This is a genomic window from Chitinophagales bacterium, assembly GCA_040877935.1.
GTDB lineage: Bacteria > Bacteroidota > Bacteroidia > Chitinophagales > CAIOSU01 > JBBDNB01.
Genome location: JBBDNB010000012.1, coordinates 92,232 through 114,045, shown reverse-complemented (window position 1 = coordinate 114,045; position 21,814 = coordinate 92,232). Strand labels below are relative to the sequence as shown.

Annotated in this window: 17 protein-coding genes and 1 tRNA gene; 13 read left to right on the top strand and 5 right to left on the bottom strand. The window is 37.0% G+C overall.

Annotated features, from left to right (window positions below; all coding sequences use genetic code 11):
- Positions 1 to 163: 163 nt before the first annotated feature.
- The gene (locus WD048_03165; protein MEX0811189.1) at positions 164 to 805 is read left to right on the top strand and encodes a class I SAM-dependent methyltransferase; all 642 of its coding nucleotides are present in this window, start codon (positions 164 to 166) and stop codon (positions 803 to 805) included.
- 4 nt (positions 806 to 809) lie between these two features.
- On the top strand, positions 810 to 2,501 hold the full coding sequence (locus WD048_03160) for an insulinase family protein (GenBank protein MEX0811188.1): 1,692 nt from the start codon (positions 810 to 812) through the stop codon (positions 2,499 to 2,501).
- A 12-nt stretch (positions 2,502 to 2,513) separates the two neighbouring features.
- On the opposite strand, the gene WD048_03155 is transcribed toward WD048_03160, so the two are convergent.
- On the bottom strand, positions 2,514 to 3,032 hold the full coding sequence (locus WD048_03155; GenBank protein MEX0811187.1) for an acyl-CoA thioesterase: 519 nt from the start codon (positions 3,030 to 3,032) through the stop codon (positions 2,514 to 2,516).
- 72 nt (positions 3,033 to 3,104) lie between these two features.
- Here WD048_03155 and WD048_03150 point away from each other — a divergent pair.
- Positions 3,105 to 3,178: transfer RNA gene (locus WD048_03150), tRNA-Arg, on the top strand.
- Positions 3,179 to 3,973: 795 nt separating this feature from the next.
- On the top strand, positions 3,974 to 9,685 hold the full coding sequence (locus WD048_03145; protein ID MEX0811186.1) for a PKD domain-containing protein: 5,712 nt from the start codon (positions 3,974 to 3,976) through the stop codon (positions 9,683 to 9,685).
- Between the two features lie 147 nt (positions 9,686 to 9,832).
- Here WD048_03145 and WD048_03140 read toward each other — a convergent pair whose 3' ends face one another.
- On the bottom strand, positions 9,833 to 11,542 hold the full coding sequence (locus WD048_03140; GenBank protein ID MEX0811185.1) for a hypothetical protein: 1,710 nt from the start codon (positions 11,540 to 11,542) through the stop codon (positions 9,833 to 9,835).
- 126 nt (positions 11,543 to 11,668) lie between these two features.
- Between WD048_03140 and WD048_03135 the strand changes: the two genes are divergently transcribed.
- The 4 genes from WD048_03135 to WD048_03120 all read left to right on the top strand — a co-directional run bounded on the left by WD048_03135 (position 11,669) and on the right by WD048_03120 (position 13,818).
- A complete protein-coding gene (locus WD048_03135; GenBank protein MEX0811184.1) occupies positions 11,669 to 12,397 on the top strand; it encodes a glycosyltransferase family 2 protein in 729 nt (242 codons plus the stop codon).
- 9 nt (positions 12,398 to 12,406) lie between these two features.
- Positions 12,407 to 13,177, top strand: coding sequence for a DUF6503 family protein (locus tag WD048_03130; protein MEX0811183.1), 771 nt, complete (start codon positions 12,407 to 12,409; stop codon positions 13,175 to 13,177).
- A 108-nt stretch (positions 13,178 to 13,285) separates the two neighbouring features.
- Positions 13,286 to 13,543 (top strand): DUF4160 domain-containing protein, encoded by a 258-nt coding sequence (locus tag WD048_03125; protein ID MEX0811182.1) that lies wholly within the window; start codon positions 13,286 to 13,288, stop codon positions 13,541 to 13,543.
- 5 nt (positions 13,544 to 13,548) lie between these two features.
- On the top strand, positions 13,549 to 13,818 hold the full coding sequence (locus WD048_03120) for a DUF2442 domain-containing protein (protein ID MEX0811181.1): 270 nt from the start codon (positions 13,549 to 13,551) through the stop codon (positions 13,816 to 13,818).
- A 15-nt stretch (positions 13,819 to 13,833) separates the two neighbouring features.
- Here the strand turns inward: WD048_03120 and WD048_03115 are convergent, their stop codons facing one another.
- Together WD048_03115 and WD048_03110 are read right to left on the bottom strand one after the other, a co-directional pair.
- Positions 13,834 to 14,247 carry a transcriptional regulator gene (locus WD048_03115; protein MEX0811180.1) on the bottom strand — a complete coding sequence of 138 codons (414 nt, stop codon included), beginning with the start codon at positions 14,245 to 14,247 and terminating at the stop codon, positions 13,834 to 13,836.
- A gap of 2 nt (positions 14,248 to 14,249) precedes the next feature.
- On the bottom strand, positions 14,250 to 14,579 hold the full coding sequence (locus tag WD048_03110) for a type II toxin-antitoxin system HigB family toxin (protein MEX0811179.1): 330 nt from the start codon (positions 14,577 to 14,579) through the stop codon (positions 14,250 to 14,252).
- A 170-nt stretch (positions 14,580 to 14,749) separates the two neighbouring features.
- Between WD048_03110 and WD048_03105 the strand changes: the two genes are divergently transcribed.
- On the top strand, positions 14,750 to 15,403 hold the full coding sequence (locus WD048_03105) for a hypothetical protein (GenBank protein MEX0811178.1): 654 nt from the start codon (positions 14,750 to 14,752) through the stop codon (positions 15,401 to 15,403).
- Between the two features lie 42 nt (positions 15,404 to 15,445).
- Here the strand turns inward: WD048_03105 and WD048_03100 are convergent, their stop codons facing one another.
- The gene (locus tag WD048_03100; protein MEX0811177.1) at positions 15,446 to 17,104 is read right to left on the bottom strand and encodes a M1 family metallopeptidase; all 1,659 of its coding nucleotides are present in this window, start codon (positions 17,102 to 17,104) and stop codon (positions 15,446 to 15,448) included.
- A gap of 34 nt (positions 17,105 to 17,138) precedes the next feature.
- On the opposite strand from WD048_03100, the gene WD048_03095 reads away from it, so the two are divergent.
- The 4 genes from WD048_03095 (at position 17,139) to WD048_03080 (ending at position 21,793) form a co-directional block, all read left to right on the top strand.
- Entirely contained in the window at positions 17,139 to 18,368 is a 1,230-nt protein-coding gene (locus WD048_03095) for a metallophosphoesterase (GenBank protein MEX0811176.1), read from the top strand.
- Positions 18,369 to 19,363: 995 nt separating this feature from the next.
- Positions 19,364 to 20,536: a DUF262 domain-containing protein gene (locus WD048_03090; GenBank protein MEX0811175.1), complete on the top strand. Its 1,173-nt coding sequence runs from the start codon at positions 19,364 to 19,366 to the stop codon at positions 20,534 to 20,536.
- A complete protein-coding gene (locus tag WD048_03085) occupies positions 20,526 to 21,248 on the top strand; it encodes a hypothetical protein (protein MEX0811174.1) in 723 nt (240 codons plus the stop codon). Before WD048_03090 ends, WD048_03085 begins: the two co-directional genes overlap by 11 nt.
- A 287-nt stretch (positions 21,249 to 21,535) precedes the next feature.
- On the top strand, positions 21,536 to 21,793 hold the full coding sequence (locus WD048_03080) for a hypothetical protein (protein MEX0811173.1): 258 nt from the start codon (positions 21,536 to 21,538) through the stop codon (positions 21,791 to 21,793).
- Positions 21,794 to 21,814 lie beyond the last annotated feature (21 nt).

Sequence of the window (21,814 nt, the reverse complement as noted above, 5' to 3'; positions counted from 1 at the left end):
GAAAAACCTGAATTTCAGATTTCAAATACTGCAATGGTTACATTACCAATGGAATGCTATAAATATTTATAACACCCACTCTCCTTTTTTATATGATTTGGCAGAAAATGTACTGTCTAATGACAATATAAAAGTGACTGATTATTGCGCAATAAATAAGGTATTGAACAATAATCTAAAGAATAAAACCAACATTGAGTTAAATGATCTTGGAGCCGGCTCTAAAAAACACCATTCCGAAATTCGCAGCATTGCTCAAATCACAAAAACAACTGCAATACCTGCAAAATATGGGCGTTTGCTCTACCGGCTCACTCAATGGAGCAAATCAAAAAAAATATTGGAACTGGGTACTGGAATGGGAGTTTCTACCGCATACTTTGCACTGGCATCAGGTCCTGATTCCCTAACTTATAGCATAGAGGGTTCAGCAAGTTTGATTCCATTTGCAAAGGAAAATATCAAAATGCTAAAAGCCAATGAAAAAATTTGTTTCTACAATGGTAATTTTGACACTTTATTAGCCCCAGTATTAATTGAAATGGGAAAAGCAGATATTGTATTAATGGATGGCAATCACAAAAAAGAAGCAAGTCTTCGCTACTTCCGCCAGATTTTGCCTTATTTGCACAATGAAAGCATTGTTGTGATGGACGATATCCGTTGGTCAGAAGAAATGCTGGAAGCCTGGGAAGAAATTAAAAAATATCCTGAAGTGCGCTGCAGTATCGATCTTTTCAGAATGGGGCTGCTTTTCTTTAAAAAAGAATTATTAAAACCACAACACGTATCCTATAAATACTAAAATTATGCACAGAATTACCTTTTTTCTATCTTTTCTAATATTCAGTAATTTACTATCCGCCCAAAATTATTTTTCAGAAAACGAGCGCTATTATCAACTGACCAATGGCCTGGAATTATTTTTGATACAAGACAAAACTCAAGATGGATATACGTTATCTTATACAAGCAAAGCGGGAAGTTATACTGAATCAAAAGAACTCGATGGGGTAACCAGCTTTTTCAGCGATATTTTCTTTATAAAAAACATAGAAGATCCAAGCACCACCAACAATCAGGAAATTTTTAGGGAAGGTATTCAGCAAGAAAGTTCTTGCACTGAAGAATACCTTAATTTTTCGTTTAATTTTTCAGATAAAAATTCAATTTTAACGACACTTAATTTCCTTAAAAATCAAATTGAAGATACTACAATCACACGATCTGCTATTGATTATATAGCAAAAACCAAATTGCGCAATTACAGAATTAACAGAGAGGAGCCATTGCTTTGGGGTGATTACTTTAACAGGGTTAATAATAAAATACATCCTGACTCTTTAAATGAAAATCTAAAAAGCAAGCTTCAAATTATACAGCAACGCAATCTGTGCACACAAAACAGCCTTATTTTGATTAGCGGTAACCTGGACTTTCAAAACACCCTGGAACTGGTACAAAAAACTCTTGGAGGCTTGAATAAATGTAATTTTAATTATTTCAGTCAATTCCCGGTTCCACAGCCTGAACCACTGCGCTTTAATCAACAAATTGTAAATTATGAAAGGACTAATTTCAGGGCTGAATACTTTTTTCAGGGGCCTACATTGCGCAGTGATCTCACAAGTGTACTTGCAGGAGCTTTGCTAAATCCCCTGGTCAAACAAGAGTTAGGTATGTACGATATTTCTTTTAACATAAAGACACTTAACTATGCTAATCCTGCAACCCTTAGTGTTAAAGGCGATACAAAAGAGGAGTTTTTAAGTAACTGGGAGAAATTAAAATCAGAATTACTGACAAATAAAAACAAACTAAATATTCTTTCTAAATCGAAATTGGATGACATTAAGACCAAAATGAATCAGATATTTCAAACCATGCACAACAATTCGCTGTTAAAATCGCGAATGGTCTATACTATGTGGGCATATAAAGACATAAATTTTCATGCAAATATAATGGATAAAATAAATGCCCTTACCACTTCAGATATACAGAATTTGGTTGATAAATATATCTCTGACAGCAATTATATTTTAAAACTAACCATCCCTAAACCGGGAGATCTAAGCGACTCATCAGAAATTGAAACCGCTAAAAGTATAAATGATTATGAACTGCTATTTAAGAAAAACAGTGGGGCGTTACTGGATGCAAAACAAGATTCCATTATTGAAAATCTACTTTATTTCCTCAATTTAAATCCAAAATTAAAAATTAAAGTTGTAGGTATTGCCAGTAAATCTGAATTGACCAGTTTAAAAGATAAAGACACTTATAAATTCACAAAAAAAGAATTTGCAGATTTCAGAATACACCCAGAATCATTGCGCCCATCCTCATCAAAAATCAGACTTGATATTTACCGCACTATAAAAATAGCGGAAAGGCTCCACAACAATGGAATAGAGCTCGTAAGACTTTTCGGGTCGGGTCGCCTTGAAAAAGAAGATACCCAGGAAAATTACAAAGTTTACTTTAGGGAAATTGATTGATTTGTAGCCGAATTATTTATCTGTCTTAAACAATGATTGAATTTCGGTAGCTTCTTCAGCTTTTAGTCTTCCTGCCAGTAAAAGGCGGAGCTCTCTTCTGCGCAGCGCATCAGCAAATTGTTGATGTTCATCCTCAGTTTCGGGTTCTACTACGGGCACTTTTTTTGGACGACCATTGCTGTCTAATGCCACAAAGGTGTAGTAGGCTGTATTGCATTTGTAAGTATTTTGTGTCGGTAGATTTTCAGCAGTAACTTCAATATACGTTTCCAAACTAGTGCGAAAGGCACGTGTAACCTTTGCTTTAATGGTTACCACATCACCTAATTTTATGGGATTTTCAAAAGATACATTGTCCACCGCAGCAGTTACACAAACAGCCTGCGTATGTTTTCCAGCACTGATTGCTGAAGCTATATCCATCCAGTGCAGGATTTTACCTCCGCGCAAATTGTGCAGTGCATTGGTATCATTAGGCAATACAATTTCTGTCATTGTTACTTCCGATTCGGAAGGCTTTTTAGCATTCATAGTTTTGTTTTGCACAAAATTATCAAAAGAAAGCTATTCCACTGCCTATTTAATTTTAAATTTGCAGCCCATGGCCCGGTAGTTCAATTGGATAGAACGGCAGATTTCGGCTCTGTTGGTTGGGGGTTCGAGTCCCTCCCGGGTCACAAAGGTTTCTTTCTACAGGATTTGCTGTCATTATTTCCGGCACAGTATAAAAACAAAAGGCGGGAATCAAATTACTTTGAATTCCCGCCTTCAACAATTTAACACCGTAGTGCAAATCATTGTCGAATTACAGTTATTATGGCTTCCCATAGCCCTACAACATACATGATGCTATAGATATTTTGGGAAAACTTTAAATCCCACCTGTCGAAATTCCCGGCTTGCACCGTTTCATTCAGTAACTCCATACCGAAGCAGAAGCGAGAAAAATCCACCTTCTGAAGTTTACACTTTTTCAACCTTTCCTTCCGAAGAAATACTCAATCCTTTGGCTTTCATTTTCTCAGATGAAGATCAAAGCTTTTGGCTTGCGCCTCTACCCTTTATCTCTCATTCGATGTTATCAAAAATAGACCTAAAGCCCAGATGTACAAATATTTTCACACAAAATTAATGCACAATATTTCCTCATCTATTTCCACATAAAACAGGTGTTTATTCACATTATTTATAAGGATACCAACCTTTAATCTTTGTTTTTACACATTTAGATAAAAATGCCTGATTTAAGTCGCTCATTTATCCACAGTCACAAATCAAAAAACTTCTTCCAGGATTGAAAGAATTAATCAGAAATAAAAATACAGGCATATTCCGGGTTCAAAGGCTTTTTAATGTAAATCTGCTAATAGAACATCCTACTGCATTTGTTTTCGGATTACCACAACTTTTTAATTGCCCTCCCGTACAAAGTGAACAACCAAACTATAATTCTCTCAACCAAACATATTATCATGACAATTCGATTTGTAAGAATGATTCAGATACTGGCCTCAGTGCTCGTCTTTGGTTCATTTTCCGCTCACGCACAAGTTACAGCAAATTTTACAGCAAATATTACCAGCGGGTGTAGTCCGGTGGTCGTTCGTTTTTCAGATCAATCCACAGGAAACATTAGTTCCTGGAACTGGAAATTCGGTAATGGAAGTACATCAAGCAGTCAAAATCCGGGAAAAATTTATATTACCCCCGGAAAATATACAGTAGAGCTTACTGTATCTGATGGAGTGAATACAGATGTCATTGTAATGAATGACTTCATAGAAGTTTTTGAAGATCCTGAAATTAATATCAGTGCCAGTCAAATTAAAGGCTGCACTCCACTTAGTGTTGATTTTACAGATGAAAGTAATCCCGGTTCTTCTCCATTGCATAAATGGACATGGAATTTTGGAGATGGAGGCACGAGCACTCAGCAAAACCCTACTTATGTCTATCAAAATGCAGGAATATATAATGTCACACTTGTAGCTGAAAACCAGGATGGCTGTAAAAGCGACTCGGTTTTTTCTCAATTTATAGAAGTAGAAGCACTGCCTGAAGCAGATTTCACTTCTGATGTTCAGTCGAGCTGTCAGGAACCGCTTACTGTAAATTTTACACAGCAGGCTACCAATGCAATTACATACTTCTGGGATTTTGGGGATGGCAATACTTCAAATCAAGCAAACCCTTCACATACTTATACCAATTCAGGAGTTTATGATGTTACATTCACCGCAACAAACTCATCTGGTTGCTCAGATGTACTTAGCATTCCCGGATATATCGCAATTGAGCAATTGCAAGCAGACTTTTCTGCAAGCAGCACATTTGCCTGTGCTGGAAAAGCAATTCAGTTTACGGATCTTTCTTCTTCAAATCCCGACACATGGCTTTGGGAGTTTGGAGATGGAAATACTTCAACAGATGAAAACCCTGTTCATGCGTACCAAACACCCGGTACTTACAATGTAAAACTCACTGCAAGTAACTCTGCTACTTGTTGGGATATAACAGAAAAAACAGGCTATATTAATGTGACCAATGCACCTACTGCAGATTTTTCTGCCAATAACCCAAGTGCTTGCACAGCTCCGCACACCGTTAATTTTAACGATTTGTCGGTAAATGCCAATTCCTGGGAATGGTATTTTGGGGATGGGACTACATCAACTGATCAAAACCCCTCTCACACTTATACTACCGAAGGCCAGTACGATATCACACTGAGCGTTGGAAGTCTCAATGGTTGTCGTGATACTTTAATTCTGGAAGATTATGTTAGTGTGGAAAGTCCTGAAGCGAGTTTTATTGCAGACCAAACCAGCGGGTGTGTTCCTATGACAAGCAATTTTACTGATCAAAGTATTTCTACAGAACCCATCAATCAATATATCTGGGATTTTGGGGATGGAAATACTTCAACCCAACCCAATCCAGCCCACACCTATACAGCACAGGGCATTTATGATGTAAGCCTGATTGTGAGAAATGCCAGGGGCTGTCGCGATACTTTGCTTATGACACAGTTTGCATCTGCCGGTGAAAAACCGGATGCAGATTTTGCCTACTCTCCTACTGTCAGTTGTAAAAGTGATCCTATAAATTTCACCAATCTCACCACACCCAATTCCAATGATTGGTACTGGGAGTTTGGTGATGAAGGTCATTCAAGTGAACAAAACCCATCTTATGTGTATAGTGATACCGGTACATTTTCAGTGGTATTAATTGCTTCTATGTATGGTTGTGCCGATACACAGGCTTATCAAAATATTGTAACCATCCATCCTCCCGGTGCAGGATTTACTTTCGACAGAACTTGTGCCGATACTTATGAAATTTCATTTACAGATGCATCACTTGCTGCACAAACCTGGGAATGGGATTTTGGCGATGGAAATACCTCTACTGACAGGAACCCAACTCACCGCTTTGATTCAACCGGTGTTTATTCCGTATCTCTTACTGTAACAGACTCAGTTTATGGTTGTATGGACATTGCTGTGGAAAATATTCGCATATACGATACCAAAGCAGATTTTACCAGTGCAGATACGCTGGTTTGTAATCCCTATTTAGTTCAGTTAAAAAATCTTTCTGTAGATGGAGATAAATATAAATGGCAGATAGAACAGGGAACACGGACTTCTAGTTTAGTTGATCCTGCGTTTACATTCCACGAGCCTGGATATTACGATATCAGTCTGATTTCGGAAGATGTGAATGGTTGTGCCGATACACTGTTGAAAGAAGATTTCATTTTCGTGAGAGGCCCTTTAGCTAATTTTGGTGCTACACCTACAACAGGATGTGCTCCATTGAATGTGGTATTTATAGATTCATCCGTGGGATTTGGCGGTGCCGTGAATCAATTCAAATGGTACTTTGGCGATGGAGATTCCAGCCAGGTGCAAAACCCTTCACATGTCTATAAAAACAGTCTGATACAGGATGTTACGCTTATGATAGAAGACGTGAATGGTTGTACCGATACCATTGTTAAATCCCAATTGATCAAACCTTCATTGCCCATAGCCAATTTTAGTGCAGATGAATTGACCTGTACAGGTAAAGCCGTTAGTTTCACTGATTCTTCCGAAGGAAATGGCTTGAGCTATTACTGGGAGTTTGGCGATGGAAATACAGATACTATTCAAAACCCTGAGCATGAATACGAATTTGAAGGTACTTACACCATTACTTTAACTGTAACCGATCAATTCGGTTGTGATTCCACCTTAGTAAAAACGGATTATGTAACTGTTTCAGATCCGGTTGCTGATTTTTATGCCGATTCGCTTTTCTCACCTTGTCCGCCATTATTGGTGCATTTCACGGACAGCTCCAAAGGCAATATTACAGCATGGGATTGGGATTTTGGTGATGGCAGTAAAAGTCAGATCAACGAGCCTTCAAATGTTTACAATCAACCGGGGAGTTTCTCTGTAGAATTGATTGTAACAAATATAGTAGGTTGTAAAGACACTTTGAAAAAAGAAGACCTGGTAATAGTCAACGGTCCTAATGGCACTTTTAGTTTTACCCCTAAAGATGGCTGCCTGGGCAATGAAATAGAATTTACGGCACAGACAATCAATTCTGTGGAGAATACCTGGGATTTTGGTGATGGTACGCTTTTTACCGGAGGAGATACAGCTACTCATACTTATCCCAATTCCGGAATCTACAACCCCGTACTGGTATTGGATGACGGGCAGGGATGCTTATTTACAATTAGCAGTAGCGACACATTAATGGTTGGGGATATTCAGGCAGATTTTATTGCAGACAGCAATTATCTGTGTAAATCAGGAAGCATTCAATTCGGAGACCTTTCAACCGGATTCCCTAATATTACAAACCGACACTGGGATTTTGGTGACGGCAATACTTCTACAGCTCAAAATCCTTTACATCATTATAATAGCCCAGGAATTTATACAGTAGAGCTGATTGTTTCAAATGACTACTGTTCTGATACCATGAGAAAAGAGGCTTTTATTCGTGTTGATCGTGGGCCACAGGCAGAATTCAGTAATGCAGGATTAAAATGTATTTCCGCAGACATCACATTTACAGACCTTACCCAATCTGACAGTACACTTGCCAAATGGAGCTGGGATTTTGGCAATGGACTAACTGACAGTACTCAAAATACAGTGACACAGTATCCAGATTCCGGAACTTACGATGTTCAATTGATTGTAACATCAGTGAGTGGTTGTAGAGATACTGTTTCCAATGCAATAACCATCAACGAGTTACCTATTGCCAATGCAGGACAAGATTCAAGTATCTGTTCTTATGAGCAAACTCAACTTAACGGCCAAGGGGGAATTACCTATAATTGGACACCTGCAGCTGGTCTAAGCAATTCAAATATAGCCAATCCTATTGCACAACCGGATTCTACTACAAATTATGTTTTAACTGTTACAGACAAAAAAGGTTGCAGCAATACAGACTCTGTAAATATTCAAGTGAATTATCCACCACAGACAAATACAAGTTCAGATACAGTACTATGCTATGGGGAAATTGCTGAAATCTGGGCAAGTGGCGGTGATTTTTACAACTGGACTCCCAATGGCAATTGTCCGAGCTGTGACACTAATATTATAAGAGCTATAGAAAGCACTGTGTATTATGTAGAAGTAAGTAATTCTGCAGGATGTGTTAGTACAGATTCCGTATCTGTAACAGTAAATCCAAATCCCGATGGAATTGTACAAAACGACACCACAATATGTGAAGGTGCTTCAGTAGTGCTAAATACACAGGGGGGCAACAGCTATAACTGGATTGCTAATGGCAATAACAGCCTGTCTTGTACTAATTGCGAAAATCCAGTTGCCACTCCCGAAGATTCTGCAACATATGTAGTTGAAATGAGCAACCAATTTGCCTGTACAATTTCTGATAGTGTAAAAGTATTTGTAAACCCGCTTCCGGTAACTCACATTGTTGGCCCTTCTGATGCTTGCCTGAATGAAACCGTAAACCTGCAGGCAAGTGGAGGAGTGAATTACACCTGGCTTGAAAATACTTCAGGATTAAACTGCACAAATTGTGATGACCCGAGCTTTACAGCCATCAATGATATAGAATATGTTGTTGAAGTTGAAAGTGAATTTGGATGTACTGCACAAGACAGTATTACAATAACTGTTCGTCCTTTGCCAGATATTCAAACAATTGAGGACACAAAACTGTGCCTCGGTGATGAAATTACATTAAGCTCTGTTTCAAATACAGGTGTTGTTTTTGAGTGGACACAGCCAAAAGTATTATCGGCAGACAATATACTGAGCCCAACAGCAAATCCTGAAGATGATATTCAATTGATCGTAACTGCATACAATCAATATGACTGTCAAAATTCCGACACTGTTAACCTGGAAGTAATAGAAAAAGTGATTGCCAGTCCATTGAATGACACAAGTATATGTGCCGGCAATGTTGTGCAGTTCAATACTAATATTTCTGCTGAAAGCTATCTGGGTTCAACTGTAAGCTGGTCACCACTTAACTACCTGAGCAATATTTCAGAGCACTCTGTTCAGAGTAAACCAGAGCGCAGTATTAGCTACACCAGAATTATTGAAAGTGGCGCTTGTATTGCTGACACACAAAAGGTAAATATCAAAGTAAACCAAATCCCTGATCTTAAAATTGAGGATCCTGAACGCTCTGTTAATGGCGGAACAATCACCCTTAACGTAGTGAGCAGTCATTTTGCAAGAAATTATGAGTGGGGGCCTTATGAAGCCCTAAACTGTACCAATTGTGAAAACCCGGAATGGTACGTTGATCAGGACGAGCAGGAATTTACATTGAAATTTACCGATACTGAGGGCTGTGTGGCCTATGATACAGTATTGGTAAAATCTGCCGGGGATTGTGGTGACAATTTCTATATTCCCAATACTTTTTCGCCCAATAAAGACGAAATCAATGACGTGCTTTATGTAAGAGGATTTGGCGTATCCCATCTGAATTATTTCAGGATATTTGATCGCTGGGGCAATATGGTATTTGAAAGTAAAGATGTCAATCACGGTTGGGATGGCTTTTACAAAGGACGTATGTTGAGTTCAGACGTATTTGTCTATGTAATGGAGGGCGTATGCTCCAACGGACAGGAAGTATTAAAAAAAGGAAATGTGACGCTTCTGAGATAAGTTTCAGGAGCATCAAAAAAGAAACTATAGTTTGGTTGTTATAGTTTTTGGTTAGAGAGAAAAAAGGCTTTTTGCAGATATGCAGAAAGCCTTTTTTCTTATTATAACAACTGTGATTAGGCATCAAATTGAATTTCCAAACTCAGGCTAATAAACACCCTTATAATTATTGAGTTTTACCGCTTTGTTTGATTTTATTGAATCTATACTTAGCTCCTTCCATTTATTTCCATCGTGATAAAGTACTGCTGTATTTTCATTCAGCTCGCCTTTAATATACAAATCATAGGATACTACGTCATTCAGTACCATTTTATACCTTTCAGTTTCATACGACACAGCACCATGGGCATTTTTCATCCACCAGGAACCCCATTTGCTAAATGTAATACTCAGATGATTGCTGCTGTCACTTTGAATTGCGAATTTGTTTTCACTATCGACCATACTGTATTGCGCAACTTCCCATATTTTTCCTTCAAATTTCTTTCCTCTCATGGTTTCCAATGAAAGATTAAACATTGATTGATCAGAGTTTACAGCTCTCAATATAATTGCCCCCATATAATTATCAGGGGTATTCAGGAAAATTATTTCTTCTTTATCATAAAAAGAAAAATCATTAACTAAAGCACGGGTTATAATTCCCGACTTGTGCCATGCATCTATAGTTATGCTAAAAAAGTAAACACTTAGCATAAAGTAAAGCAAAACAGGTATCCATTTTAAATAGCTGCGAATATTAATGAAAAGAAGTACAAATGAAGCTATTATAAAAGGAGAAGCAAGATAGCCGTACCTGTCATTTTCGGACAACAATAAGTGATAAAAAAACAAATTCAAAACCGGCAACAAACTCACAAAAAACAAAACTGCAAAATGCAGTGAGAGTAAAATATTGCGAGGAATTTTCTTAAAATAGTATAAAGCAGCAAGAAGCAGAAAAATCAAAAAACCGGTAATTACAAGCAAGACAAAAGGCTGACTGAGCAACTCATAAGCCGGTTTGTTATAAAAATTAAAATTCCTGGCAAAAAGCAGGTGTTTTACAAAGTAGCTGTAGGCATTCAGGAGAATTTTATAAAAATCGAAATTAAGATGCTTATCTGCGCCATAATGGCCTATTGCACTACCCAATTTGAGATAGGTCAATGATAGATACCCTACAAAAAAGAAGGCGGGAATCAACAACATTCTAATTCCCAAGCTTAGAAATGACTTTTTATTTTCTGAAGATAATCTTGTATTGATCAAAGCAGCAGTTAAAAACCAAAGCAATGGAGTAATAAAGGAAATTTCCAGGGTGAACAAAGCAGTAGCAAAAAGCAAAATACCAATCCAATAATGTTTTGTGGAGTTTTCAACAACATTTACCGATATAAGATATAAGCTCAATACAATCGTAAAGAATGAGAGCAAATAGTGAAGGCATGCTTTCCAAACTACCGGCTCAACATTATAGGGATGAAGTATAAACAGAACTGAAATTACAGCTGCCAAAAATACAGGAGTAGTTATTTCAAAATTAAAAAGCAGATACTTTAAAAATTTGAACAGTACAAAAGCATTCAATCCATGCAGAACTGATGTCACCAAATACCAAGCAAATCCATCAAAACCAAACAGCTTAAAAAAAGAATAGGAAAAAGCATGTAGCACCGGATGTATGCCTTTGTATTCAAAGCTGTTCAAAGCATCAAGGAAAGTACCCTGTTGATAAAGCCATGCCCAACCAATAAAATCAAATACAAAACCTGAAGGAATACTTGGTAGAAATACAATTGCAGATAATAGTATGAAAAATATTAAATAGGCATAATCAGGCAATCTATTACAGGAACTAATAATCGACTTCATAAATAATGAGTAATAAATTTATTTATCCGTGAAAATAAGAGAATTGATATAAATACCATTGCATAAATTAAGCTATATCATTTCAAAAAATAACTACAGCAATTTTTCTATAAATTTGTTGTACTAATGAATAAACCCACTCTCGATTTAATTCTCCCCTGCTACAACCCGCTTCCTGATTGGGAAAAAAATGTATTCAACAGCTACATCGAAATTCGCAAATTACTGCCTGATACAAATATTCAAGTCATTATTGTAAATGATGGATCAAGCAAAGGTATAAATGATGCTGCATTGCTTTCTTTAAATCAAAAAATACCTGATTTATGTATTGAGCATTTAGCTATAAATAAAGGCAAAGGCAATGCAATAAGGAAAGGAATTGCTTTGGGAAAAAGTGATTTGCAGATATTCACCGATATAGATTTTCCATATGCCGAAAAAGATCTGGCAAACATGTATGAAAATCTTCTCTTTGAACAAGCAGATATTGCTGTGGGATCAAGGGAAACGGATTATTATAAGAATGTCCCATTCTTAAGGGTCTTAATATCCAGGTTGCTGCGTTCTAGTGTTCGCATGCTGCTTCAGCTCCCTACTTCAGATACACAAACAGGTCTAAAGGGATTTAACAACAAAGGCAAAAAAATCCTGCTTAAAACCAAAATCAACAGATATTTGTTTGACCTCGAATTTCTTTACCTCGCAAATCAGGACAAAACCTTGAAAATAATAACAGTACCGGTTTCCCTGAAAGATACCGTGACATTTTCTAAAATAAGCTGGAAACAGATGCTGATCGAATGCGCTAACTTTATGAAGATTCTATTTTACAGGTTTTTCAGCAAGAAATAAATCCAAATCATGCAAAAACAAAAATCGGGACTTTCTTATTTTCTTGTTTTATTTCTATTTGTTGCTTGCCAAAACAACCCAGAAGAATCACATAATGCTCAAAAAATTGTAGATAAAGCCATTGAAAAATCTGGCACACAAGCATTTGCAAACGCTAAGGTGCGTTTTGATTTCAGAGACAAAAGCTACAAAAGCATTGGCCAATGCGGACAAATGACTTTGGAGCGCATCAGCAATGATTCATCAGCTACAATCAGGGATGTACTTAGTCCAACAGGTTTCAGAAGATTAAAAAACGGTGCTACACAGCAAATCCCAGACACAATGGCGGCAAAATATTCCGCTTCTGTAAATTCAGTGCATTATTTTGTGCAATTGCCCTGGCGCTTGAATGATGAGGCTGTAAACAAAAAATACCTGGGAGAAGAAAACATCAATAATAAAAAATACCATTTGCTACAAGTCACTTTTGACCAGGAAGGCGGTGGCGAAGATTTTGAGGACATCTATCTCTATTGGATACAGACTGATTCTTTTACAGTAGATTACCTGGCCTACAGCTTTGAAACAAATGTTGGTGGCATGCGCTTTCGCGAAGCTTTTAACCCAAGATATATTGAAGGCATACGCTTTGTGGATTACAACAACTATAAGCCCCTGACTAAGGATGTAGCACTTTTAGAATTGGCACAGAAATTTGACTCTGATGAATTAAAACTGCTCTCTGAAATCATTACAGAAAATGTAAAAGTTGAGCTTTTAGATTCTGAATGTCCTTGAAGCGAAAATATGTATTAGAAAATTCCTACGCCCATACCATTATGCCGTGAATACACGAATTTAATATTGCTCCATCTAAAGATTCCAAAAAAAATGTAATTTTATTTCATGCCAGAAATAAGTAGATTTTATGGAATAGTAGTAAGAATGTTTTACAATGATCATAACCCACCACATATCCATATAGAATACCAGGATTATGACGCAAAGGTTGAACTGGAAAATGGAGTTATAAAAGGTGAAATGCCAAGGAGAGCCTTGAAACTTATTTATGAATGGATTGATTTACACAAAGAAGAATTATTGGAAGACTGGAAACTTGCCATGCAATTCAAACAGTTAAATAAAATAGAACCATTAAAATAATTCACATGCTAATAAAGGTAACAACTGCAAAACATTTAAAAGAATACAAACTTGAGCTTAGTTTTAATGATGGATTACGCAGAACAATTGACTTAAAAAAACATTTAGCAGGTCCCATTTATCAACCTCTAAAAAATGTTGAGTACTTCAAAAGTTTTACATTAAACAGATGGACAATTGAGTGGGAAAATGGTGCTGATTTCGCTCCTGAGTTTTTACATAAACTAGCCTTGGAACAAAACCCAAAATCAGATAAACAGCTAACAAGCAAATGATTTTAACAATTACATTCAACTCGCATTTCTGTACTGCTTGTCAATATCTGAAATTAATTTATAGGGTCTGTTAAAAGCACTCTGCCTTACCTTGAATCTTTCAGAAAGCAATCGAATGATATTTTTGGAAAGACCTTTTTTGTAGCTTAATATATCTGACAAATGCCCTTTTGAAATCTGAAGCAGATTCGCCAGTTCTATTTGCTTCAATTGATTTTCTTTCATCAAATACTTCAACAGTTCAATGGGGTCAAGCTCATTGAGACTTGAATGTTCTTGGTCATAATGTTCTATTAGCAGTGTAAGCGTTTCTATCTTATCCAATAACACATCAGAAGGATTGTCTTGGTATTTTGAGCTCAATCTTTCGAGTTCATTGCAATAAGCATAATATTGATCTTCTGTCCTGATGATAATATAGTTCGTCATTTTCATGAAAATTTATCAATTGAATATTGAAGGTTTCTGCTGCATAATTTTGTGTACTCTGCATGTGTGCCAATCCATTTCAAGTATAGATGAACCATTTTAGGGCCAAACCAAAAAGCACAAATCATACGATAATTATTACCTCCAATGTTAAAAACTATTCTATTGTTACTTATTAAATCTGCTGAAGCAAATGTTTGCTGAACATCATTGATCGAGTTCCAATCTGCCTGTTTAATACTTTCTTTAAAGCCTTCAAATGATACTTTTGAACGCGCGTGATTCAAAATGAATCCTTCAACAGATTTCCATTTGATTAAGTGAACTTTCATAACACACATCAAAACTAATAAAATAGTTCGCTAAAAGCGAATTTTTATTAGTGAGTATTTTTATGGTCTAATTCAAAGCAACCTAAAATAACCAATCCGGAAATTTTCTATTTTAGTGGGGTATGATGAGAATTTAAATCTGGATACATAACAAATAATTGCACTTAAATATGTTGGTACTAAAAAAATGTATGCTGTCTTTTTTATTTGTTCTTCTACTCTGTTGCAACAATGATAATGATAATACTAATCAAATTGATGTTGTTTTAAGCAGTATCACTTACGCTAATAAGGAGAAAATACGGTGTGATTTTAATGAGTATAATGATAAACTTGAAAATTATAGTTGTTTCTACCCTAATGGTTCAATTGCACTAAAGGGTAGCATAGTTGATTTAAAAAAAATTAATGAAGAGTATATTTATGATACAAGTGGTTTACTGAAACAGTATAATTTTTTTAATCCTAGTGGTGAATTAGTGTATAGAAGGTTTTATGATAGTGAAGGCGGTCTTGAATTTGAAGAAGGCCAGTACTTTTGTTATGCAAAATCTAACTCACTTGATATTAAAGTAGGAGATACTCTTCAATTGTCGGTATATGTTGCTACGCCTCCTGGTTCTATAAACAAAGTTTACGGTACCAATGATAAAGGCGTGTATGACATATTTAGAAAAAAAACAGAAGGTTACTTGAATAAAATGGAAGTCATTCATAAAAAGGTTGGAGAATTTAAATTTCCATTTCAAGTTATTTTCAATGATACTTTTAATAATATAGCTGATACTAATAGCAGTTATATAGTGATAAAAGCATCAAAGTAGAATCCACATCACTAGTACGAGTTTTCAAGCTCGTTCCTAAAATCAATCCACCTTTTCCACCCCAACATAAAACAATTCCTCGGCCACAGAGAAATCCTCCTTTTTCCTCAACGGAATTTCCATTTTTTGCCACTCCCCTCTTTTTGGGAAAATCCATTTTTTCTCTCCGGCAAAACGCACAATAACGGGCATATCAAAATCAGCAACATCGGCTTTCCAGCGATATGAAAGCTCGGCCGATTTTCTACTTCTGTCCAGTCGATATTCAAAAACGGGAATATTCGGATAAGCCAAATATTGCTCAAAAAATGCTGTCAAATCCTTGTTTAATTTCTCACTTAAAAAAGCCACTACTTCTTCCGTATCCGTAGTTGTATAAGAAAATTCAGCCACCAAAGCCCGAATGGTATTCCACCACAATTCATCATCCTCAACCAATGAGCGCAAAGTATTCAACACCAACATGCCCTTGCTGTACATATCGCTCGAACCCTCATGATTTACGCCCTGCACGCCCAACATTGGTTTTTTGTTCTGAACGCCCGGTTTTTTCGCATTGATGTATTCCAGCGCTTTTTCCTTATCGTACATGCACTCCACATATATCGCTTCCGAATAAGTGCAAAAGCCCTCGTGCACCCACAAATCAGCAATATCTGCCACACTCACGGCATTGCCCCACCATTCGTGTCCGGTTTCGTGAATGATGATATAATCAAATTCCAGCCCAATGCGGGAATAATCCCGGCCGGCATAGCCCGTTTTGTACTCATTTCCATAGGCTATGGCCGACTGATGTTCCATGCCCAAATAGGGCGTTTCCACCAGTTTATAGCCATCTTCCCAAAAAGGATATTCCCCCATATATTCCTCAAAACAGCGCATCATGGGCTTAACCTGCTCAAAATGGGTTTTGGCTTTTTCAAGGTTTTCGTTCAATACATAATAATGCAAGGTTTCCGTACTTTCCGCTCGTTCATATTCATCCGAGAAATAGGCATAATCGGCAATATTCAGCGTAACATTGTAATTGTTGATGGGATTGGAAACAAACCAATTAAATCGCTTCCAGCCATTTTCCAAAACTTCCGTATTCCTTAACCGACCATTGGAAACATTCATCAAATTTTCAGGCACCGCAACCGAAATCAACATACTGTCCGGCTCATCCGACAGGTGGTCTTTATTGGGCCACCAAACGCTCGCTCCCATACCTTGACAAGCCACGCCTACCCAATGCTTTCCATTGCTGTCTTTTTTCCAAACAAATCCACCATCCCAAGGAGCATTTTCGGCCACGATCGGTTTTCCCTCGTAATGCACCGTGATTTCATGCAGCGCTCCTTTCCTGGGGTTCTCATCAAAATACACATAAAAAGCATCGTGGTGCCGCACAAATTCCAGACTGTCCTCTCCCTGCATTACCGCATTGATCTGCATATTCTTGAACAGATCCAGTTGCAATCGCTTAAAGCTGTGCACCACCTCAAAAGCAATGGTATTGCTGCCACTGATAAACTGACTATCCGGATCTACTTTTATATCCAAATGATAAAAATGTACATCAAAACAAGTCCTATCTTTGTTGAGTGAACCCCGCAGGCTGTCCGCCTCGGTAAAAGTATCCGTTTTGGAAAACAATTGCTGAGCTGTGCAATCCAGGGAAAATATTAAGGCAATTAGAAAACAAATTTGACGCATAATCGATTATTGATTTTAGCCCAAAAATACCACAATGACCCGACTTATTGCCCCCATACTTTTTGTAATACTGCTGATGTTTCTCATCGACCTTTATGCCTTCCAGGCGTTTAAGGCGGGATTTCGCAGCGAACTCCATTGGATCAAATGGGGCTATTGGGCAGTGGGCATTGCCAGCATGACCTGTGTTCTGGCTATTTTGTTCATCCCCATTCCGCTGTGGCCAGATGCTCTGCGCACTTACATTTTTGCGGTCATCCTGCTCTTGTACCTGTCCAAGTTATTCGTAGTCTTTTTCCTGCTATTGGAAGATACCGGGAGATTTCTGCGCTGGAGCTTTTCCTTTTTTGGGGACGAAAAAACAGAAGGCACCATGCCCGACCGAGCATCATTTTTCGGGAAACTCACCATTGTATTCGGTGCCATCCCCTTGCTCAGCGGCATTTACGGAATGGTCAAAAATGCCTACAACTACCAATTGCACCGTGCACAGGTGAAATTGCCCCATTTGCCAAAATCCTTCCAGGGCTTTAAAATCGTGCAGATTTCCGATATCCACTCCGGCTCCTTTACTGCCAAAAGGCCCATCCTTCGCGCCATTGAAATGATCAATCGCGAAAAGCCAGATATTGTATTGTTTACCGGTGATTTGGTAAACAACCGCGCAGATGAGTTTTTGCCCTATCTGGAATATTTCGCCCAAATCAAGGCCAAAGAAGGCATTTACTCCTGTCTGGGCAATCACGATTATGGCGATTATTACCGCTGGAAAGACCAAGCCGAAAAGGATAAAAACATGCAATTGCTACAGGATATGCAGCGCAAAATGGGCTGGCAGCTTTTGCTCAATGAAAACCGCATCATAGAAAGAAATGGCGAAAAAATTGCCGTGCTTGGTGTAGAAAACTGGAGTGCCAAGCGCTTTGGCAAAAAAGGGCGACTCGACCTGGCTGAAAAAGGTACGGAAAACATTCCCGTAAAACTCCTACTCAGCCATGACCCCAGCCACTGGGATGCCCAAGTCATTCCCAAATATCCCAAAATCGACATCACCTTTTCCGGACATACCCACGGTGCACAATTTGGTATAGAATTCGGTTCCTTCCGCTGGAGCCCCAGCCAATACATCTATCCACAATGGGCAGGACTTTACCAAAAAGGTCAACAATATTTATACGTCAATCGCGGTTTTGGCTTCCTCGGCTATCCCGGCCGCATCGGCATCTTGCCCGAAATTACGGTGATGGAACTGCACAAAGCCTAAGCCGGATAAACCGGAAATCCTAATTGCTAAAAAATAAATCCTAAACAAACCTAAATATCAAAATAAAAATGATTTAAACCATAACTAAGAGGTGGCATTTAAAAAGTTGGACAAAATAATTCCCCTCTGAACCATCAATATTTACAAGTGTTTCAGGATAATACATAAATTTTTCTGCCAAAAAATGGTAGAATTTGAATTTTAAGACACTATTTTTCATCCTCAAATCAATCCATCAGCACATCAAAAAATCAGCACATCAAATCATCAGAATGGCGTGTTTACCGGGCTGTCCGCTCTATCTTTTGGTGCGATGGCAAAGTGTTGCAAATGGACTTTAGTATGAGCTTCCGCTGGTCGCTTTCCCAAAGCCCGCAACACTAATGCCCCGCCCCAAAAGGATACCGCTTCCATCCCTCACGCGGGTTTGCGTTTTCATAACAATATTGCTTTGGATTCGAAAACAGAAAGAGCAGCATTGAGGTTAAATTGAAACCGTCATTCCCGCCCGAACGTACCTTTTCGGTACGGGCGGGCAGAACGGAGCACCCGCCTGAATCGGCAGGGGCAGGAAGCGAAGGGAAGAATCTGGTAGGATTTGGGAGATTGCCACATCCTTAGCCAACACACAAAGCCACGCTCTAAGGATTCTAAAGGACGGCTTTTATTTTAGGTCTAGGAAACTACCATACCTTTTGAAACCCCGTCATTCCCCGACTTTATGTCCCTTAGAACTAAAGATCGGGGAATCTCCAAAGATTAAGCCGAACAACCAAACCACGTTTTTATAGATGATTGATTGAATAAAAAATATTAAAAGTCCTATTGATGAATTGTGAAAAAATGTACATTTACAATAGATAAACCCTAACACCACTTGTGTATATACAACAATCTTACATGTCAGGTATAAGAAGTTTTATGAGGGTTAAATGAGTGGTTACTTAAAGACGACAATGCACAATGGTAAGAACCACAGTAAAGAAAAATAATTTATGGACAACAGAGTTTATTACGGGGAGTATTGTCTGAAACATTGGATAGAATTAATTCTGAAAAAGAATATCATACTTCCGGACTATCAACGATATTTTGTTTGGAATGAAAAAAAAGTTGAAACCTTAATTGATACATTTAAGAAAAAACAATTTGTTCCTCCCGTGACAATTGGAGCTTTTAAGAATAAAAATAATAATCAAAATTTAATACTTGATGGACAGCAGCGATTAACAAGTGTTTTGTTAGCATACCTTAGTTTATTCCCTGACGAGACCACATACAAAAAAGCTATAGAAAAATTCGCAAATGAAAATGATGACGAAGAAGAAATAGACGAACAACTTGACAACATTCTTGAATGGAAGTTTGAAAAATTAACCGAAAAAGGAAAAAACAAACAAGAAATTCTTACAAAAATTACTGACGGGAACTACAAAAAAATAGATTTCAAGATAGACGATATGTTTCTTGAAACTACATTTTTAGGCTTTTCTTACTTGGTGCCTTTTGTTACAGATGAAAGGGAGCAGCAAAAATATTACTCTTCCGTTTTTAGAAATATAAACATACAAGGTGAAGCTTTATTGCCACAGGAAAGTAGAGCTTCTTTATATTTTTTAGATCAAAATTTAGTTCAGTTTTTTGTGCCCGACTTCACTAAAACATTTGCGGTAAAAGGTGTGAGTAGCGAAACAAAAATTGACTTTGTTAGATGTTTGTCTTTATTGTCGCAATTCAACAAAGAAAATTCAGTAAACAAGGTTGCACGCAGTTATAAACCAAAAATGGAAAAGTATTACGAAGAATATATTTATTCCGTTATTGCCGATACTGATGATAAGTATGGGAAGTTTTCAAGCATATTCCCGAACAAACAATATGAGGCCCGTTTATTAAATTTGAAACAAGCGTTAAATTCATTGGAAATCAAAAATCAATTTCCATCAATTATTGATTTGGATATGTATTTCTTTGGTCTTACATACACAATTGTCTTTGAAAACAAAACGATAGACAATACAAAAAAAGACGAACTAAAACAAAAAATTGAAACTAAAATAAGTGTGTTCAAAAATGATAACTCACATACAAAAGCACCAAGTAACTTAGGACATTTAAGGTCGCGAATTAGTTCATCAATAGAAGTATTCGAAAAGTATGCGTCCTAACAATCACACCGATTTCATATTATCACCAATTACAGACATTTTGAAAGATATTGTGTCTGCAAGTACAGGAATAGGAAGTGGAATTGAAACCTTTCCCTTGTGTGACTATGTAATGCAATCCGTATTTCTAAAAATGACAGGATTTCAAGAACAGAAAATGAAATGTGTCTGTTGGGAAATGGCGACCGTTGATTACGAATACAGATATGATTTTACAAGAATGCCTTTTGGTGAATGTTCAAGCTATTCAGAAAAGCAAAAGATTTACAAGGAATTGATAAAGCAAATTGAAAAATATGGTTTAAAGTTTTCTAATATTGATATTGATAAAAAAGATATATTGATAACAACTTCTTCGGATATTTTAGATACATTTTCAAATACCAATTTATCAATTTGGGCACAGAAAGATATTCTAAGTTTTGAGTCAATTTTAAAGGATATTAAAGCCACACATTTTGCTAATGAAAAAGCGACCTTATTTGCAAACACATCATTGAAAAAAATGTATGAAAAGCATTTGTATAGGCAAAGAAATCGAATTGCACACAACACTCCCTCGTATCAACAGAATTTGCCAACACTAAAAACATTAGCAAATGAAGACCACAAATACGAAAACTATTTTATTTACTTTTTTCTATTGGTTTTGATAGACAAGGTATTCATAGAATTGTATAAAAAATATTTAGTAACAATTGATAATAATTAAATTTTAGAATATAAAAAACAACCGCTACAACATCGGCTATAATCAATTGGGGTATAGTTGTTTAACTGAAAAGTAAGTGAATGAAATAAAAGTCAGTACTAAAACGAAAAGTTAGAGCCCCCAACTGCCCCCAAGTTGTAGCGCATTTGCAGCAAAGCTTTCAGCAGAGAAAATGCGAACCTTCTTCCAATGGATACTGCTTCTACCCTTTACATACCCAGAAAAAAATTAACTTTGATAAATAAATCCAAGATTAGTAAATTCAAAAAAATGAATATAGAAAAATATTGTATGATAATGATAAGTTTTCCATTATCTCAGGGATTTGGGAAAACGATTATAGTGTTATAGCTATGAGATGGAATGGCGATGATTATAATTCTGAAGATGTAAGTTATCCTAAAGTATTTGGTAATCCAATGTGGTTTATTATCCCTGATCAATTATCTATTCAAATATTAAAAAGTATATTAAACGAAAACAATTCTAATAACAAGCTTATTATTGAAGCTTTGAGGGATTTTATAAAGGATATTCAAAGATGATTTATAAATGCATACTTCTGT

Bases quoted from the DNA above. Each gene is read 5' to 3' on its own strand.
- WD048_03160 (MEX0811188.1), top strand. From the start codon at position 810: ATGCACAGAATTACCTTTTTTCTATCTTTTCTAATATTCAGTAATTTA.
- WD048_03155 (MEX0811187.1), bottom strand. From the start codon at position 3,032: ATGAATGCTAAAAAGCCTTCCGAATCGGAAGTAACAATGACAGAAATT.
- WD048_03145 (MEX0811186.1), top strand. From the start codon at position 3,974: ATGACAATTCGATTTGTAAGAATGATTCAGATACTGGCCTCAGTGCTC.
- WD048_03140 (MEX0811185.1), bottom strand. From the start codon at position 11,542: ATGAAGTCGATTATTAGTTCCTGTAATAGATTGCCTGATTATGCCTAT.
- WD048_03135 (MEX0811184.1), top strand. From the start codon at position 11,669: ATGAATAAACCCACTCTCGATTTAATTCTCCCCTGCTACAACCCGCTT.
- WD048_03130 (MEX0811183.1), top strand. From the start codon at position 12,407: ATGCAAAAACAAAAATCGGGACTTTCTTATTTTCTTGTTTTATTTCTA.
- WD048_03125 (MEX0811182.1), top strand. From the start codon at position 13,286: ATGCCAGAAATAAGTAGATTTTATGGAATAGTAGTAAGAATGTTTTAC.
- WD048_03120 (MEX0811181.1), top strand. From the start codon at position 13,549: ATGCTAATAAAGGTAACAACTGCAAAACATTTAAAAGAATACAAACTT.
- WD048_03115 (MEX0811180.1), bottom strand. From the start codon at position 14,247: ATGACGAACTATATTATCATCAGGACAGAAGATCAATATTATGCTTAT.
- WD048_03110 (MEX0811179.1), bottom strand. From the start codon at position 14,579: ATGAAAGTTCACTTAATCAAATGGAAATCTGTTGAAGGATTCATTTTG.
- WD048_03105 (MEX0811178.1), top strand. From the start codon at position 14,750: ATGTTGGTACTAAAAAAATGTATGCTGTCTTTTTTATTTGTTCTTCTA.
- WD048_03100 (MEX0811177.1), bottom strand. From the start codon at position 17,104: ATGCGTCAAATTTGTTTTCTAATTGCCTTAATATTTTCCCTGGATTGC.
- WD048_03095 (MEX0811176.1), top strand. From the start codon at position 17,139: ATGACCCGACTTATTGCCCCCATACTTTTTGTAATACTGCTGATGTTT.
- WD048_03090 (MEX0811175.1), top strand. From the start codon at position 19,364: ATGGACAACAGAGTTTATTACGGGGAGTATTGTCTGAAACATTGGATA.
- WD048_03085 (MEX0811174.1), top strand. From the start codon at position 20,526: ATGCGTCCTAACAATCACACCGATTTCATATTATCACCAATTACAGAC.